The sequence below is a fragment of the Flavobacterium tibetense genome (assembly GCF_003293845.1).
GTDB classification, from domain to species: Bacteria; Bacteroidota; Bacteroidia; order Flavobacteriales; family Flavobacteriaceae; genus Flavobacterium; species Flavobacterium tibetense.
In genome coordinates this window covers 105,899-119,866 of the sequence record NZ_QLST01000008.1, presented here as the reverse complement: position 1 = coordinate 119,866, position 13,968 = coordinate 105,899, and the positions used below count along the sequence as shown (strand labels likewise).

The window sequence follows — 13,968 nt, the reverse complement described above, 5'->3', positions numbered from 1 at the left end:
CAAGGGTTAGCCTACTTTGTAGGTATCTCGACTGCGCTCGATATGACAAGGTTTAACTGGGTTAAACGTTAGGCTACTTCGTAGGACACTTCGACAGGCTCAGTGTGACAATTGCTTGCTGTTTTACCCCCGTATTTGTATGAGATTTGCAGGTGCAAACTTCACATGTGCCGTTGCAGGTGTTTGTGTCTTTCTTCATGTTATTTTTCTAGCATTTTAGTGATGTCTTCGTAGTTGTAGTAATGTATTCCGCCGATGCGTTTGTATTTTAGGGTGCCGTTGATTCGTAGGTTTTGTAAGGTGCCTGGGGAGATTTTTAGGATTTCACGGACTTCGGCTGATTTGAGCCAAGGTTTGGGCAGTGTTTCTTGAGTAGTTGAGCTTTTGATTTCGCGAAGCAGTAGATTACCGAAGTTTAGTAAATCTCTTTTGGTTACTACTTGGTGGTTTAGGAGTTCGATGTTGTCTGTTTCCGGGAACAGGGCTTTGTGATTGAAGTTCATAATGCTGTGTTTTGATGTTATTTGATACAAAACAATTGCATTTGAATAAGAATCGTTCCCAAGTTGGTACCAACTTGGGAACGATTTTGATGTGATTTGGTTGTTTTTGGTTGGTTTTAGTGTAAATCGTTTTCGATTTTGTTTTCCAGTGTAGCTTGCAACTGATTTAAAAAACGGGTTTGATCCGTTTTTCGGTTTTTGATATCGATGAAGCTTCTGGTGATGTTGTCACCTAAATCGATTTGAAATGCTTTTTCAAAAACGTGGGTAATTTCTTTGATATCGGCTTGACCATTATCGAAAACTTTGGCTTCGTGTAAGGCGTAAATGAGTTCGATTAAATCGATTTTTTTGGCTGTCCAGTGTAGGTTGGAATGGATTTGATTTGGTGTAATTGCACACGATTGGTTTAAATTATCGATTCGGTTTTCGATGTGTAATACGAGTAATTCATAAGCAATTACTTCTGCTAATAAATAATCATGTGACGTGCATAATTTAGCGTCTTGATTGATGACCATACAGTCGTTTAAAAACAAATCTTTGTACTTTTTCCTAGTAAAATACAATTCATCAAAATGAGAGGAATGGCTTTTTATGTATTTGATGAATTCTCTGTTTTTTCTATGAAACTGGTTGATTGCATCAATCTTTTTTTCAAAGTGCTTTACTTTCTTGGTTTTATCAATGGGAAGTGTGGCAACTAATGAAAGTATTTCTTTATAGAAAATAAGTTTGGCTACAATATTGGGTTTTATTTCTTTGAAGAATTTGATTTCTTCTTGAATGGTTTCGAAGACGTGATTTTTAAGCCATTTGGTTAATTTTTTTAAAGTGTCTTCGATAAAAATAATGATTTTTTTCGCTTTTTCTATTTCATTGGAATAGGTGTTTAGGATTAGACTTAATTCGGTTTCAAAATCTAGTAGGCAGTTGTTTTTTATACCAGTTATCATAAAAAAAAATAGATTTTAGTTTGTCAATTAAAACTAAAATCTATTAAAAATATTGTAACTAAAATCTTAAAATGTATAAATTTTATTCAATTTTTTTAGTAATTCATTGATTTACTTCGAGTTTGTAAATTAGTATTGAATTTTGCTTTTAACACTTGCATATCCTCGCTTATTTTCTTGTCTAAAATCTTAGCATAATGCTGTGTTGTTTTTAGATTGGTATGTCCCAGCATTTTACTTACTGTTTCAATTGGAACTCCATTACTTAATGTAACTGTTGTTGCAAAAGTGTGTCGGGCAATATGGAATGTTAGTTCTTTATTGATTCCGCAAACAGTTGCTATTTCTTTTAAATAGGCGTTCATTTTTTGATTGGATAGGATAGGGAGGAGTTTATTTTTATTTAAGCATTCCGGATGATCTTTGTATTTTTTCAAAATACTTTCAGAAACTGGAAGTATCGGAATTTTTGATAATGAATCTGTTTTTTGACGATGTGTTGCTATCCACATTTCTCCATCAATACCTTTGATTACGTTTTCCTTTGTTAAGTTAAACACGTCGATATAAGCTAAGCCTGTAAAGCAGCTGAAAACAAAAATATCTCTTACAAGATCTAACCTTTGTATTTGAATATCTTTGCTTATTACATCTTGCAACTCGCTTTCAGTTAGGTAATTTCTATCCGTTTGCTTAACTTTCCCTTTATAGTTTAGAAATGGGTCTTTTTCAACCCATCCATTTACATAAGCTTGTTTGATTATCTTGCCAAAATTTCGGATGTACTTGATAGTAGAATTGTTGTTGCATTTTTTTGTATTTCTTAAAAAGAAATCAAAGTCATTAATAAACGCAATGTCAACTTGCTTTATTGAAATGTCTTTTATCTTATGTTGAGAAAGTAAAAATTCTTTAGTATGACTCAAAGCAGTTTCATATTTTTTTAATGTGTTGATTGAAAATTCTCTTCCTACTAATTCTTTCATTCTTTTATTATGGTCTTCAAAAATTAGAATTAGTTTTCTTTGTTTTTCTTCGACACCAAGTAATCTGTTTTTAAAAGATTGTGTGTTAATTTCCTGATTGTTGTTGATCATCCAGTTCTCAGTTTCATACACTTTGGTTCTTAGGGTGTCAAGATGTGTATTTATTAATCGAGCTTCTTCTGAACTACCTTTCATTTTTCCAGCTTCGGCATTCCATTTTGTTTTTTCAACAAATCGTGAAGTACTTAATTCGATTCGCGCACCATTAATAGTTATTCGCAAATAAATAGGGAGTAAGCCATTTTTGGCAACTTTAGCACTTTTCGCGTAGAAAAGTATTGACATTTTGTGTTTCATAGTCTGGTAACCTTTTATTATTCAATTTACATTTTTTGAGTTCATTTCACAAGATGTTCATCTTTTGAACGGCTTGCTATTGTTGGTTTAGCGAGAAATTCGGTTACCCTGATTTTAAAAATTTTAGGGTACCCGATTTTTCACAATACCATACGATGATTAATGAATAATTTGAATAGGTTAAAAAACAAAAAAGCCTGTAAATCATACGATTTGCAGGCTTTTGTACTCTTTTGAATTTGTTTTTGTGGAGTCGGAGAGAATCGAACTCTCGTCCAAACAAGCAATCGAAGAGCTTTCTACACGCTTAGTTTCAACTTGGATTTTCGACTAAAAGCAAGGCCTGAAACAACCACTTTTAGCTTAGCTTTATTAATGTCAAGAAGGATTCAAAGCATTACCTTCTCTAGGTTTACATTTACGGTTCTCCTGAATCAAACGCCATAAACCAAGGCTTTTGAGGAGAATCTAGCTTTCCGACCTGGTCGGAACTAGGCAAATCTTACTATAATTCAGATTAAGCAGCTAAAGCGTAATTATTTTCGCCGTTTATAGGTTTGTACCTTTGGATTTACGAGCAAAAAGTACAATGCTCGACGTGCTTACTAATCAATTCCACTCGCTGTCAAAACCAGTCGACCCCAATTTTTGAGTTTTCAGTTGCAATTTTCAATGTGCAGACCTAAACTTATAATCAAAAAGTGAGCCAAAAGTACACCCTTTTTTTCAATTACGAAAATGTTTGCTTAGTAGGTTGGTAAAAGTTATATTTGTAACATTAAAACACAACAAAGTTACACACCTTTACCTATGAAGTTTGGAATAATTAAAGAAAGAAAAAATCCACCCGATCGAAGAGTTGTTTTTTCACCAGAAGAAATTGTTGAGTTACAAAAGCAATTTCCTAAAGCAGAAATTATAATAGAAAAATCAGATGTACGCGTTTTTCCAGATGAGGCATACCGAGAAAAAGGTTTAAAAGTTTCTGAAGATATGTCGAGTTGCGATGTATTAATTGGAGTTAAAGAAGTGCCAATAGAGGCTTTATTACCTAATAAAAAATATTTTTTCTTTTCACATACCATAAAGAAACAAACGTACAACAGAAAGTTATTACAAGCGATATTGGAAAAGAATATTGAATTATACGATCACGAAACAATTGTAGATGAAAATAACTCCCGATTAATTGGATTTGGACGTTATGCAGGAATTGTGGGTGCTTATAATGGAATTAGAGCTTTTGGAATGAAGTACGAGTTATTTACTATTCCAAAGGCAGAAACACTTCCTGATCAAAAAGCTTTAATAGAGCGATTAAGAAAAAATCGTTTGCCTAATATTAAAATCGTTTTAACTGGTAGAGGAAAAGTAGCCTATGGTGCCAAAGAGATTTTGGATGGCATGAAACTAAAAGAAGTTTCGGTTGCTGATTATTTTACAAAATCATATGATGAAGCAGTTTACACTTTTATTGATGTAGCTGATTACAACAAACGAAAAGACGGTGGCGCATTCAATAAAAATGAATTTTATATACAACCCGAACTTTACGAATCTAATTTTGAGCGTTTTGCTGAGGTTTCAGATATTTTAATAACAGGTCATTTCTATGGAAACAACGCACCAAATATCTTAACTCAAGAAATGTTACGTTCACCTAAATGTAAATTGAAAGTTGTAGCCGATGTTTCTTGCGATATCGACGGACCAATTGCTTGTACCATTCGACCAAGTACTATTGCAGAACCTATTTATGGTTATTTACCTAGCGAACACAAAGAAGTTCATATCAGTCATCCTGCAGCTATAACTGTAATGGCAGTGGATAATTTACCTTGTGAGTTACCTAAAGATGCTAGTGAAGGCTTTGGTGAAATGTTCTTAAAGAATGTAATCCCAGCTTTCTTTAATGGAGATAAAGATGGTATACTGCAAAGAGCTAAAATTACTGAAAATGGAAAACTAACGCCAAGATTTGCCTATTTGCAAGACTATGTAGACGGAAAGTAAATTGTTGGTAAGCAAGTAAAATTGTAAAAAAATCAAAAATCCTGATTACGATTATGTAATCAGGATTTTATATTTCAATTTTTTCTAGATTTTAAATATTCCTCCCACAACCAGAATTCGTTGTAAGAACCAAAAGTTTTGCTCTGCAGAATCAGATTTATTTTTCGTAGTTCTAATGTCGTTCATTTCAATGTAGCCGCCTTTTAATTCGGTTTGAATGAAGAAGTATTTAAAGAAAGTTACATTTAAACCAACTTTTGCAGACAGACCATATCCAGAAACGTGAAATTCATCATAACGTTCTTTACCTAATAAAGTGGTGTTTGTTTTTGGGTATAAAAATCCGCCACCAATTCCTTCTGTAACGTTGATTTGAAATTTGTCTGTATTTATAGTTTTGCTAATATATTTGGTAATATCATCTACACGTGAAATTTCGGTGTTTACATAATTCAATCCATCAGTATGTTCAAATAACAAAAAATCTTCATCTAATGTCAAATGACCATCAGCGGGATTTTCATTGTAACTTCCAGTATTTAGATAGTAGCCAGAGTAAGCTACACGTCTATCATTATACATCACATATTTCATGTGGTCAAAGCCAATAGAAATATTGTATTGGTCTGTTATAAAATATCCAATTCTAAAATTCGTTTGAGGAATGGTCATTCGAGCTGGATTAAAGTAATCGATATGAAATCCTTTGGGTTTATCATGAGCTGCAACGTCATAAAGAGTAAAATCGTAATCTTTTCCTTTGAAACGGATGTCTGATTTTGAAAAGTTTTCTCGGTTTCCGCCCCAGAAAATATAGAATTTACCTTTGTTTTTGGCCGTGTATTTTTCAGGATTAGCTACAATTTCTTGCGAAAAGGTGTACTGTGAAAAAGCACAAAAAGTTAGTACAACCATTAATAATGGATGTTGCATTAATTGGGATTTGGGAAATAATTAAACTAAAAAATTAAAATTGATTGATTGTTTTTCTAATGGCAACTAGTTTTTTCATTAAACTTTCGAAATAATCTAAGTGTAACATATTAGCACCATCACTTTTGGCATTCGCTGGATCGAAATGGGTTTCGATGAAAATCCCATCTACACCAACTGCTATTCCTGCCTTAGCAATGGTTTCAATCATATCTGGTCGACCGCCAGTTACTCCAATGGTTTGGTTGGGTTGTTGCAAAGAATGCGTAACATCTAAAACGGTTGTTGCATATTGTTGCATAGTTGGAATTCCTCTAAAATCAACAATCATGTCTTGGTAGCCAAACATGGTTCCTCTATCGGTCACCATTACTTTTTGGTTGTTACTATCTAGAACCTTTTGAACGGCATGTTTCATGCTTTCTGGACTCATAAATTGTCCTTTTTTTAAGTTAACGACTTTACCCGTATTGGCAGCAGCCACAACTAAATCGGTTTGACGTACTAGAAAAGCAGGAATTTGCAGTACATCGACATATTCAGCAGCCATAGCTGCATCTTCATTGGTATGAATATCTGTTACTGTTGGAACTCCAAATTCTTTTGAGACTTTTTGTAAAATCTTTAAAGCTTTTTCATCTCCAATTCCAGTGAAGCTATCCACTCTTGAACGATTGGCTTTTTTGAATGAACCTTTAAAAACAAAAGGAATTTCTAATGTATTGGTAACGGAAACTAACTTTTCAGCAATTCGCATTGCCATTTCTTCGCCTTCGATGGCGCATGGTCCAGCTAATAAAAAGAAGTTGCCACTTTGTGTATGTTTGATTTGTGGAATTTGATTTAAATCCATTTTTTGAAATTTTATGGTGCAAAGATAAAAAGAAAAACCTTCTAAACAGCTGTTCAGAAGGTTACTTATGTTACAGATAATTAAATTTATTTTTCTCTGGTTGGAATATTCTTGATGGAGAAACCTTTCGGACATAAAACTTTCCCTTTTTCATAGCTATTAAAATAAAGCAATATTTTTTTGTTTGTTCCTTCAAAAGTCACTTCATAAATACCCAGCGTTCCTGCGCCCATACTGTTGTTTTTGGTAGGAAAAGGACAACAACTATCTACTTTTTTATAATTAATTTTCTCTCCGTTTGGGCCTTCCAATCCTTTGAAAAAATAGCCTACAAAGATTTCTTCTTGCGTATCCAATATTAATCCAATATTGATAGGATAATCGGCATCATAACCATATTTACCATCAGTAGCATATTCAGAAATAATAAAAGCTTTGTCCTTAATTGGCGGTTTTACAGCTGAATTATCAATATTTTTAATTGTGGATTGGGTACTCACACAAGCCGTAGTAATTAATAGAATAATAAGAATAGAAAAATAACGCATTAGTTTTCAGTTTTAAAGGTTTCTTCTGTTGTTTCCGTGTTTTTGGTTCTCAATAGATAAGCTGCTAAAGCTCCAATTACCAATCCTGTTGATAAGCCTCCAGAAATACTTTGCCAAATGGCACTACTTAAGTTGAAATTTGTTTGAGCTGCTTCCAAGGATAATTTATTGTTTGAAACCGTATAATTAATCATGTTTTCAAAATAATTGGGTGAAATAAATTCATAAATCACAAATTGCGACATCGGGCTTAAAATTACTCCTACTACGGCAATTATCATAGCAGAAATAAATCCTTGTGTCCAAGACATTTGGTCATTATAATAACGTTTTTTCTTTTCCCAAAGTCCAAAAAAATACAACGCAAATAGAGGTAAAACTACTAACATGGTAAATAGCATTTGCCATTTAATTTTAATATCGTGATAGCCCAATTGCTTTTCCAAAAGCATCCATAATAACTGAGCTACTATAATTATAAATCCCCATTTTATTTCGATTGCAAATTTTTTCATTGGTGTGTACTATAAATTTATATCTCAAATTTACTACAAATATTGGTATTTCTTAGTATTCCCAATTCAATTTTCTATTTTTGTGGAAAAATTGTTGACTATGGAATATCTTTTAGGTACTTGGCATTGGTCTATTTCCGGATTTTTAATTGGAATGACCATGCTACTTCTTACTTACTTTGGTAAATCTTTTGGAATGTCTTCCAATTTACGAACCATGTGTTCAATGGCTGGTGCTGGTAAATTCAGTGATTTCTTTAAAATGGATTGGCGCGAACAGAAATGGAGTTTAGCCGTAGTATTAGGTTGTATTTTAGGTGGATTTATTGCTTATCATTTCTTGTCCAATGGAACAAGAGTAAATTTAAATCCTGATACTGTTGCACAATTACAAACGTTATCGATTGATGCTCCAAATGGAAAATTACTTCCAGATGCTTTGTTTAGTATGGAAACCTTACAAACACCAAAAGGATTTGCTATTTTATTAGTTGGAGGTTTATTAATTGGTTTTGGAACACGTTATGCAGGCGGTTGTACTTCTGGACACGCGATTTCAGGATTGAGTAATCTACAATTACCATCATTAGTAGCTGTAATTGGATTTTTTATTGGCGGATTAGTAATGGCGCATTTTTTATTACCCATAATTTTAAAGTAAAGAGAACATGAAACTAGCAAGATTTTTTCTAACAGGAATATTTTTCGGAATAGTATTGACTAAAGCTGAAGCCGTTTCTTGGTATCGCATTTATGAAATGTTTCATTTTCAATCTTTTCATATGTTTGGAATTATTGGTACAGCATTAGTAACAGGAGTAATTGGTTTGCAAATCATCAAGAAAAAGAAAATAAAAGATTTTAAAGGATTACCCATTAACATTATTGAAAAGGAAAAGGGATTTTGGCGCTATATTCTTGGCGGAAGTATGTTTGGCTTGGGTTGGGCACTAGTTGGCGCTTGTCCAGGACCGATTTTCATTTTATTAGGAACAGGAACTTATGCTATTGTGGTTGTGTTAATTGGAGCCTTATTGGGAACTTATATTTACGGCTTACTGAAAGATAGATTGCCTCATTAAAAATAAGTTAAAGTAAAGGAAATCACGTACTATCGGTTTTTGTTTTTGTAAATTTGTGTATAATTAAAATTTATTATTATGGAAACGACTATTTATATACAAAATTTAAAATGTGGCGGTTGTGCCAATACGATTACCAAAAACTTAACAACTTTAGAAGGTATTCAAAATATTACTGTGAATGTTGAAGAAAGTGCTGTTGGATTTTCGTATGCTAATGAAGACCAACTTAATGCAGTAAAAGATAAATTGAAAGTTTTAGGTTATCCAGAAGATGGTGCAGCTAATTCTTTAGGTTCCAAAGCCAAATCGTATGTGAGTTGCGCTATTGGAAAAATGAGTTAAAAACAAAAAAAATCCTGATTTAATCAGGATTTTTTTATTGTATCTCAGCACTTAAACCAGCGTCTAAAAGTGCGGAACATTTAGGTTTTAATTCGTCTAATGATCCTGTTTTTACGGTGCATTTTCCTTTATAATGAACTAAAATAGCACATTGTTCGGCTTGTAATTCATCGTGATTACACACACGAATTAGCGTGTCAATTACATGATCAAAAGTATTTACATCATCATTATGAAGCACAATTTCATGATTAATACCAATAGCTTCTTCAACTAAAACGTCTTCTTGTATTTTTTCTATAGTACTCATTTTCATTTCGTTTTAAAGTGTTACAAATGTAAAAAATCAAATTCAATTTTCAAAAGTCAATTTCAAAAATCAATTTCAAATATTAAAACATAAAAGTCATAAAAGTTTTTAAAAGTCTATTTTGTTTGCGTTTAAAAGTTCATAAAAGATTTTAACTATTTCTAAAATTATTCCAATCTGTGTTCCAAAAAATCAATCCCGAAGCTTCGGGACAAAATTCAACAACAAACCACAAACTTGAAACCTGAAACTTGAAACTTGAAACCTGAAACTTGAAACCTGAAACTTGAAACAAATATCTGAAAATCCAACATCTGAAAATCCGAAAATCCAAAATCTATTTTCTCACAAACTTCAAAGCCACCCAATTATTTCGTTCGAATTGCTTTTCGTATGTTAATCCTTTGCTGGTGCAACTTTCAGAGATTGCTGGAATATCTTCAGTATAAAAACCGCTAAGGAATAAAATGCCATTTTCGTTTAAGCAATCTACGTATTGTTGCATGTCGTTTAGCAAAATATTACGATTGATATTGGCAATAATTACATCGTATTTCTTTCCAGCTAACAAAGCGGCGTCGCCTTCGTAAACCGAAATATGTTCGCAGTTATTACGTTCCGCATTTTCAATAGAATTCAAATAACACCAATTATCAATATCAATGGCGTCGATTGGTTTTGCACCTTTCATTTCGGCTAAAATGGCTAAAATAGCAGTACCACAACCCATGTCTAGAGTTTTTTTACCAGTCAAATCCGTTTCCAATAAGTGTTGAATCATCATGTGAGTCGTTTCATGATGTCCCGTTCCAAAACTCATTTTAGGCTCAATTACAATATCGAATTCCGCATTGGTTTTTTCGTGAAATGGCGCTCTAACATGACATTTTCCATCAACATCAATAGCTTCAAAGTTTTTTTCCCATTCTTCATTCCAATTCACTTGCTCTATTTCTTCAAAAGTATACGAAATTTGAAATTCAGCATTCGATAAAATTTGGATGTCTTCCAAAATGTTTTCGTTCCAAAAATCTTTCTGTATGTAAGCCGAAATTCCTGTTTCAGTTTCAATAAAGCTTTCGAAAGCAGTTTCGCCTAATTCTGCAATTAAAATTTCAGAGCCTAGTTCTAATGGTGAAATCGTAAAATGGTAACCTATATAAATATTTGACATCTTATATTTTTTGGCAAAGGTATAAATAAAAAAAGTTCGAACTAGTATAACCAGCCGAACTCTTTTATGAAAACAGTATTTTTTAGAAATTAATTTGTGCTTGCAAACGCAATAAATTTCCTTCTTGATGATTGTCTCTTAATATGAAATCTTCATATCTTCTGTTTGAGATAGTATACATGGCTACTAATTCAAAGTTTTTGCTAAACTGCCATTCTACGCCTAACTCCAATTCATTTACTTTATAACTTCTTGCATCCCTTTCATGTTTTTTTCCACCCATATAATATTGGTAACGTGTGAAAGGAAAAATAAATTGGTCTTTATGTTCAATTCTGTAGGTTAATGTGGCATAACCACCTTCTAATTTTTTGGTTTCAATAGTATTGGTTTCTTTGTTGAATTCTGGACCTTTTCCAATGTTATACTCTGCTTGAATACCAAATGGTTTTGGATACATAATGAAAGAAACCGCAGCTCTTTGGTCTGTGTAATTTAAATCGTGAGTAGTGGTTACACCAGAACTAACAGATGAAGTAGGCATTACCCAACGACCAGAATACCCTTGAATTCCTGGTTCAATTATTTGATTTTTTATTGTAAACGGATAAGCAATTCTGGCAACAACGTGTAAATTGTTGTTCAATTCTGGTCGGTTAGCCGTTTGCCCGTTGTAAGCTCCAATTCCAAAAACACCGTAATCTCCCGAACCTTTGAAATTGTTTTTTACAACAGATGAATATAATTTTCTGATTCTTTGTGGCGCCCAATAGAAAAATGCACCCATATCACGCTCGTTTGAAACCGCACTATTCAAAGCATCATTACGGTCAAGCGGTAAACGATTTTGACTCGATTGCATGTTTTCAAATCCAAACGGAACTTTACTTTGTCCAATTCTTATTCGGTATTCATTTTTCTCATCAAAACCAATATCAAAATAGGCATCACGCAATTGACCAAAATTTAGTCCAGTACTACTTGCTGAACTTGCAAAATCCGGTTGAATATAGAAATACACATTTTTATATACTTGTCCGTAAAAAATAATTCGAACTCGTCTTAAGAAAAAGCCACCTTCATCACCCCAAGAACGATCACATTGTTCACAACCTAAATCGGGATTGGTTTCTAATAATCGATTGTAACGAGCCTGAACATAACCCCTAATTTGAAAAGTGTCATACCATTTTGTTTCGGGAGTTGAAATGGCTTTAACTGTTGAATCCATAAGGATTTCTTGTGCTTGAGCTACATTAGTTAGTAGAAAACCTAAAATTAGTAATTTAAAAAATTTCATGTTGTTGTGTTGTTGTTTTTTAAAAATTTTGGCAAATGTATTAACATTGGACTAGTTTAATGTTAAGCTAATGTTATTAAGAAGTATACTTTACATTAAATAAACAATTCATAAATCATTTTTTAGTTATTTGATAATATTGTTTGTTTTTAACGTATTTAGTTTGGTAAAAGGATACGAAAACTTAGTTTTTTTTAAATTTTGACTGCTTTTAGGTAGTTTATATTGAAAGTATTAATTTATTGTTATTTGTAAGGTTGTTAAGAATTGCGCATTGGTTTTTTATCAAAGAATAGAAATAGGGTTTAAGCAATTGGATTTTAAGATTTTTTTTCTACTTTTGTTCTTCAAGGAAATGGTGTTCTTCCTACTTAACCGCTTATTGAGAAGCTGATGACGCCTGATAGTGAAATGATGTAATCATGTAATCAGGTATTTTTATGAAGTTTAATTGGCCGTTTTTTATTTCCCAAATTCAATTGTTTTTTCAATCTAAAAAGATGGTTTTTAGTTATGTAATCCAATGGCTTTTTATTGCCGTTGTGATTGGAGCTTGCATTGGAACTGCTTCCGCAGGATTTCTAATTTCATTAGATTGGGTAACGAATTACCGTGAAAATCATTTGTGGATTATTGCTTTGTTGCCCATTGGAGGTTTACTCATTGGATTGCTTTATCATTATTACGGCAAAAATGTAGTAGCTGGAAATCATTTACTTTTTGATACAATTCAGGAACCCAAAGCAATTATTCCATTTCGAATGGCGCCTTTTGTTTATTTAGGAACCATTGTTACGCATTTATTAGGAGGTTCGGCAGGTAGAGAAGGAACAGCATTACAAATGGCTGGTGCTATTGCGGACCAATTTTCAAAACCTTTTCGATTGTCTACTGAAGAAAGACGGATTTTAATTATTGCGGCAATCGCGGCTGGTTTTGGTTCTGTTTTTGGAACGCCATTAGCTGGAGCTGTTTTTGGATTAGAAGTCATTTTGGTTAGAAAATTTCGCTATAATGCTATATTTCCTGCATTTGCAGCGGCATTTTTTGCAGATTGGGTTACCAGAGCTTGGAACGCACCGCATACGCATTATGTGGTGAGTTTTGTTCCTGAAATTTCAACAATTACTTTGTTTTACAGCATTATAGCTGGAATTGCATTCGGGCTTTGTGCTAGACTTTTCACGCAGTCGATGCATCGTTTGACTGTTATTGTTGCAAAAAAAATCAGTTTTCCACCATTACGACCTTTTTTGGGTGGAATTTTAATTGCTGCTGTTGTATTAGCCATTGGAACTACAAAATATATTGGTTTAGGAATTCCAATAATTGAAAGTGCTTTTCATCAAGAACTTCCACCGTATGATTTTATACTGAAATTACTGTTCACCGTGGTGACTTTATCCGTTGGTTTCAAAGGAGGTGAAGTTACGCCGTTGTTCTTCATTGGCGCTACCTTAGGAAATGCACTAGCTTTTGCACTTCCGTTGCCCATTGGTTTACTTTCAGGAATGGGATTTGTAGCTGTTTTTGCAGGAGCAACTAAAACTCCTATTGCTTGTTTTCTTATGGCTATTGAACTTTTTGGTGTAGAAAGTGCTGTTTATACTGCAATTGCTTGTATTGTTGCGTATTTGGTCTCGGGAAATAGTAGTATTTATAGCAATCAGAAGTTGGGCGCACCAAATTAAATTTAAAACAGTTTTTTGTAATTCCAATTATTGTTCGTAATTTTACGAAATGAAAACAACAAAGGAAGCCTATTTTACCACTACTCAAATTGACACCGCACGTTTTGCTAAAGCATTTAGTCATCCAGTGCGAATTGCTATTTTAGAATTGCTAAATTCACAAACGTGTTGTTATCATGGCGATATGGCGGAAGAGTTGCCTATTGCGAAATCAACACTTTCTCAGCATTTGAACGAATTGAAAGATGCAGGGTTAATTCAAGGAACGATTACTCCGCCAACAGTTAAATACTGTATAAATCGCGAGAATTGGGCTTTAGCCAAGTATTTATTGGGAAGTTTATTAAAGTAAAAAAATAACTATAATATTCGTTAAACTACGAATTACGAATAATAACATTA

At 33.1% G+C, this 13,968-nt stretch carries 16 protein-coding genes, 1 other RNA gene and 1 riboswitch; of the genes, 6 read left to right on the top strand and 11 right to left on the bottom strand.

The features are described 5' to 3' along the window. Window positions 1–200: 200 nt before the first annotated feature. The 4 genes from DPN68_RS08005 to ssrA all read right to left on the bottom strand — a co-directional run bounded on the left by DPN68_RS08005 (window position 201) and on the right by ssrA (window position 3,445). On the bottom strand, window positions 201–503 hold the full coding sequence (locus DPN68_RS08005) for a helix-turn-helix domain-containing protein (protein WP_162298403.1): 303 nt from the start codon (window positions 501–503) through the stop codon (window positions 201–203). A 116-nt stretch (window positions 504–619) separates the two neighbouring features. Beyond that, window positions 620–1,459 (bottom strand): RteC domain-containing protein, encoded by an 840-nt coding sequence (locus DPN68_RS08000; RefSeq protein ID WP_113989127.1) that lies wholly within the window; start codon window positions 1,457–1,459, stop codon window positions 620–622. A gap of 95 nt (window positions 1,460–1,554) precedes the next feature. Next, on the bottom strand, window positions 1,555–2,790 hold the full coding sequence (locus tag DPN68_RS07995; RefSeq protein WP_239987055.1) for a site-specific integrase: 1,236 nt from the start codon (window positions 2,788–2,790) through the stop codon (window positions 1,555–1,557). Between the two features lie 257 nt (window positions 2,791–3,047). Continuing rightward, window positions 3,048–3,445: a transfer-messenger RNA gene (gene ssrA, locus DPN68_RS07990) on the bottom strand. 167 nt (window positions 3,446–3,612) lie between these two features. On the opposite strand from ssrA, the gene DPN68_RS07985 reads away from it, so the two are divergent. After that, window positions 3,613–4,815: an NAD(P)-dependent oxidoreductase gene (locus tag DPN68_RS07985; RefSeq protein ID WP_113989125.1), complete on the top strand. Its 1,203-nt coding sequence runs from the start codon at window positions 3,613–3,615 to the stop codon at window positions 4,813–4,815. 84 nt (window positions 4,816–4,899) lie between these two features. On the opposite strand, the gene DPN68_RS07980 is transcribed toward DPN68_RS07985, so the two are convergent. The 4 genes from DPN68_RS07980 to DPN68_RS07965 all read right to left on the bottom strand — a co-directional run bounded on the left by DPN68_RS07980 (window position 4,900) and on the right by DPN68_RS07965 (window position 7,664). Beyond that, the gene (locus tag DPN68_RS07980; protein ID WP_113989124.1) at window positions 4,900–5,748 is read right to left on the bottom strand and encodes a hypothetical protein; all 849 of its coding nucleotides are present in this window, start codon (window positions 5,746–5,748) and stop codon (window positions 4,900–4,902) included. A 34-nt stretch (window positions 5,749–5,782) separates the two neighbouring features. Continuing rightward, the gene (gene kdsA, locus DPN68_RS07975) at window positions 5,783–6,601 is read right to left on the bottom strand and encodes a 3-deoxy-8-phosphooctulonate synthase (RefSeq protein ID WP_113989123.1); all 819 of its coding nucleotides are present in this window, start codon (window positions 6,599–6,601) and stop codon (window positions 5,783–5,785) included. Between the two features lie 86 nt (window positions 6,602–6,687). Then, complete coding sequence (locus DPN68_RS07970) at window positions 6,688–7,149, bottom strand: 2-dehydro-3-deoxyphosphooctonate aldolase (RefSeq protein WP_113989122.1); 462 nt, start codon at window positions 7,147–7,149, stop codon at window positions 6,688–6,690. Further along, window positions 7,149–7,664 carry a DUF4199 domain-containing protein gene (locus DPN68_RS07965; RefSeq protein ID WP_113989121.1) on the bottom strand — a complete coding sequence of 172 codons (516 nt, stop codon included), beginning with the start codon at window positions 7,662–7,664 and terminating at the stop codon, window positions 7,149–7,151. The genes DPN68_RS07970 and DPN68_RS07965 overlap by 1 nt, the downstream gene beginning before the upstream one ends. 100 nt (window positions 7,665–7,764) lie before the next feature. Here DPN68_RS07965 and DPN68_RS07960 point away from each other — a divergent pair, with 100 nt between their 5' ends. The 3 genes from DPN68_RS07960 to DPN68_RS07950 all read left to right on the top strand — a co-directional run bounded on the left by DPN68_RS07960 (window position 7,765) and on the right by DPN68_RS07950 (window position 9,091). Then, a complete protein-coding gene (locus DPN68_RS07960) occupies window positions 7,765–8,325 on the top strand; it encodes a YeeE/YedE family protein (RefSeq protein ID WP_113989120.1) in 561 nt (186 codons plus the stop codon). 7 nt (window positions 8,326–8,332) lie between these two features. Then, window positions 8,333–8,746 (top strand): DUF6691 family protein, encoded by a 414-nt coding sequence (locus tag DPN68_RS07955; RefSeq protein ID WP_113989119.1) that lies wholly within the window; start codon window positions 8,333–8,335, stop codon window positions 8,744–8,746. 78 nt (window positions 8,747–8,824) lie between these two features. Continuing rightward, window positions 8,825–9,091, top strand: a complete 267-nt coding sequence (locus tag DPN68_RS07950) for a heavy-metal-associated domain-containing protein (RefSeq protein ID WP_113989118.1) — start codon at window positions 8,825–8,827, stop codon at window positions 9,089–9,091. Between the two features lie 34 nt (window positions 9,092–9,125). On the opposite strand, the gene DPN68_RS07945 is transcribed toward DPN68_RS07950, so the two are convergent. The 3 genes from DPN68_RS07945 to DPN68_RS07935 all read right to left on the bottom strand — a co-directional run bounded on the left by DPN68_RS07945 (window position 9,126) and on the right by DPN68_RS07935 (window position 11,875). Further along, window positions 9,126–9,401: an ATP-dependent Clp protease adaptor ClpS gene (locus tag DPN68_RS07945; RefSeq protein ID WP_113989117.1), complete on the bottom strand. Its 276-nt coding sequence runs from the start codon at window positions 9,399–9,401 to the stop codon at window positions 9,126–9,128. Between the two features lie 337 nt (window positions 9,402–9,738). Next, window positions 9,739–10,575: a 50S ribosomal protein L11 methyltransferase gene (gene prmA, locus DPN68_RS07940; protein ID WP_113989116.1), complete on the bottom strand. Its 837-nt coding sequence runs from the start codon at window positions 10,573–10,575 to the stop codon at window positions 9,739–9,741. Between the two features lie 82 nt (window positions 10,576–10,657). Next, window positions 10,658–11,875, bottom strand: coding sequence for a porin (locus DPN68_RS07935; RefSeq protein WP_113989115.1), 1,218 nt, complete (start codon window positions 11,873–11,875; stop codon window positions 10,658–10,660). Window positions 11,876–12,217: 342 nt separating this feature from the next. Then, window positions 12,218–12,285: riboswitch (Fluoride riboswitch) on the top strand. Between the two features lie 30 nt (window positions 12,286–12,315). Between DPN68_RS07935 and DPN68_RS07930 the strand changes: the two genes are divergently transcribed. Next, entirely contained in the window at window positions 12,316–13,566 is a 1,251-nt protein-coding gene (locus tag DPN68_RS07930; protein ID WP_193477859.1) for a voltage-gated chloride channel family protein, read from the top strand. Between the two features lie 49 nt (window positions 13,567–13,615). Further along, window positions 13,616–13,918: an ArsR/SmtB family transcription factor gene (locus tag DPN68_RS07925; RefSeq protein WP_113989113.1), complete on the top strand. Its 303-nt coding sequence runs from the start codon at window positions 13,616–13,618 to the stop codon at window positions 13,916–13,918. The last annotated feature ends 50 nt before the right edge of the window (window positions 13,919–13,968 follow it).

Coding starts and splice junctions, on each gene's coding strand:
- DPN68_RS08005 (WP_162298403.1), bottom strand. CDS start 503: ATGAACTTCAATCACAAAGCCCTGTTCCCGGAAACAGACAACATCGAA.
- DPN68_RS08000 (WP_113989127.1), bottom strand. CDS start 1,459: ATGATAACTGGTATAAAAAACAACTGCCTACTAGATTTTGAAACCGAA.
- DPN68_RS07995 (WP_239987055.1), bottom strand. CDS start 2,790: ATGTCAATACTTTTCTACGCGAAAAGTGCTAAAGTTGCCAAAAATGGC.
- DPN68_RS07985 (WP_113989125.1), top strand. CDS start 3,613: ATGAAGTTTGGAATAATTAAAGAAAGAAAAAATCCACCCGATCGAAGA.
- DPN68_RS07980 (WP_113989124.1), bottom strand. CDS start 5,748: ATGCAACATCCATTATTAATGGTTGTACTAACTTTTTGTGCTTTTTCA.
- kdsA (WP_113989123.1), bottom strand. CDS start 6,601: ATGGATTTAAATCAAATTCCACAAATCAAACATACACAAAGTGGCAAC.
- DPN68_RS07970 (WP_113989122.1), bottom strand. CDS start 7,149: ATGCGTTATTTTTCTATTCTTATTATTCTATTAATTACTACGGCTTGT.
- DPN68_RS07965 (WP_113989121.1), bottom strand. CDS start 7,664: ATGAAAAAATTTGCAATCGAAATAAAATGGGGATTTATAATTATAGTA.
- DPN68_RS07960 (WP_113989120.1), top strand. CDS start 7,765: ATGGAATATCTTTTAGGTACTTGGCATTGGTCTATTTCCGGATTTTTA.
- DPN68_RS07955 (WP_113989119.1), top strand. CDS start 8,333: ATGAAACTAGCAAGATTTTTTCTAACAGGAATATTTTTCGGAATAGTA.
- DPN68_RS07950 (WP_113989118.1), top strand. CDS start 8,825: ATGGAAACGACTATTTATATACAAAATTTAAAATGTGGCGGTTGTGCC.
- DPN68_RS07945 (WP_113989117.1), bottom strand. CDS start 9,401: ATGAGTACTATAGAAAAAATACAAGAAGACGTTTTAGTTGAAGAAGCT.
- prmA (WP_113989116.1), bottom strand. CDS start 10,575: ATGTCAAATATTTATATAGGTTACCATTTTACGATTTCACCATTAGAA.
- DPN68_RS07935 (WP_113989115.1), bottom strand. CDS start 11,875: ATGAAATTTTTTAAATTACTAATTTTAGGTTTTCTACTAACTAATGTA.
- DPN68_RS07930 (WP_193477859.1), top strand. CDS start 12,316: ATGAAGTTTAATTGGCCGTTTTTTATTTCCCAAATTCAATTGTTTTTT.
- DPN68_RS07925 (WP_113989113.1), top strand. CDS start 13,616: ATGAAAACAACAAAGGAAGCCTATTTTACCACTACTCAAATTGACACC.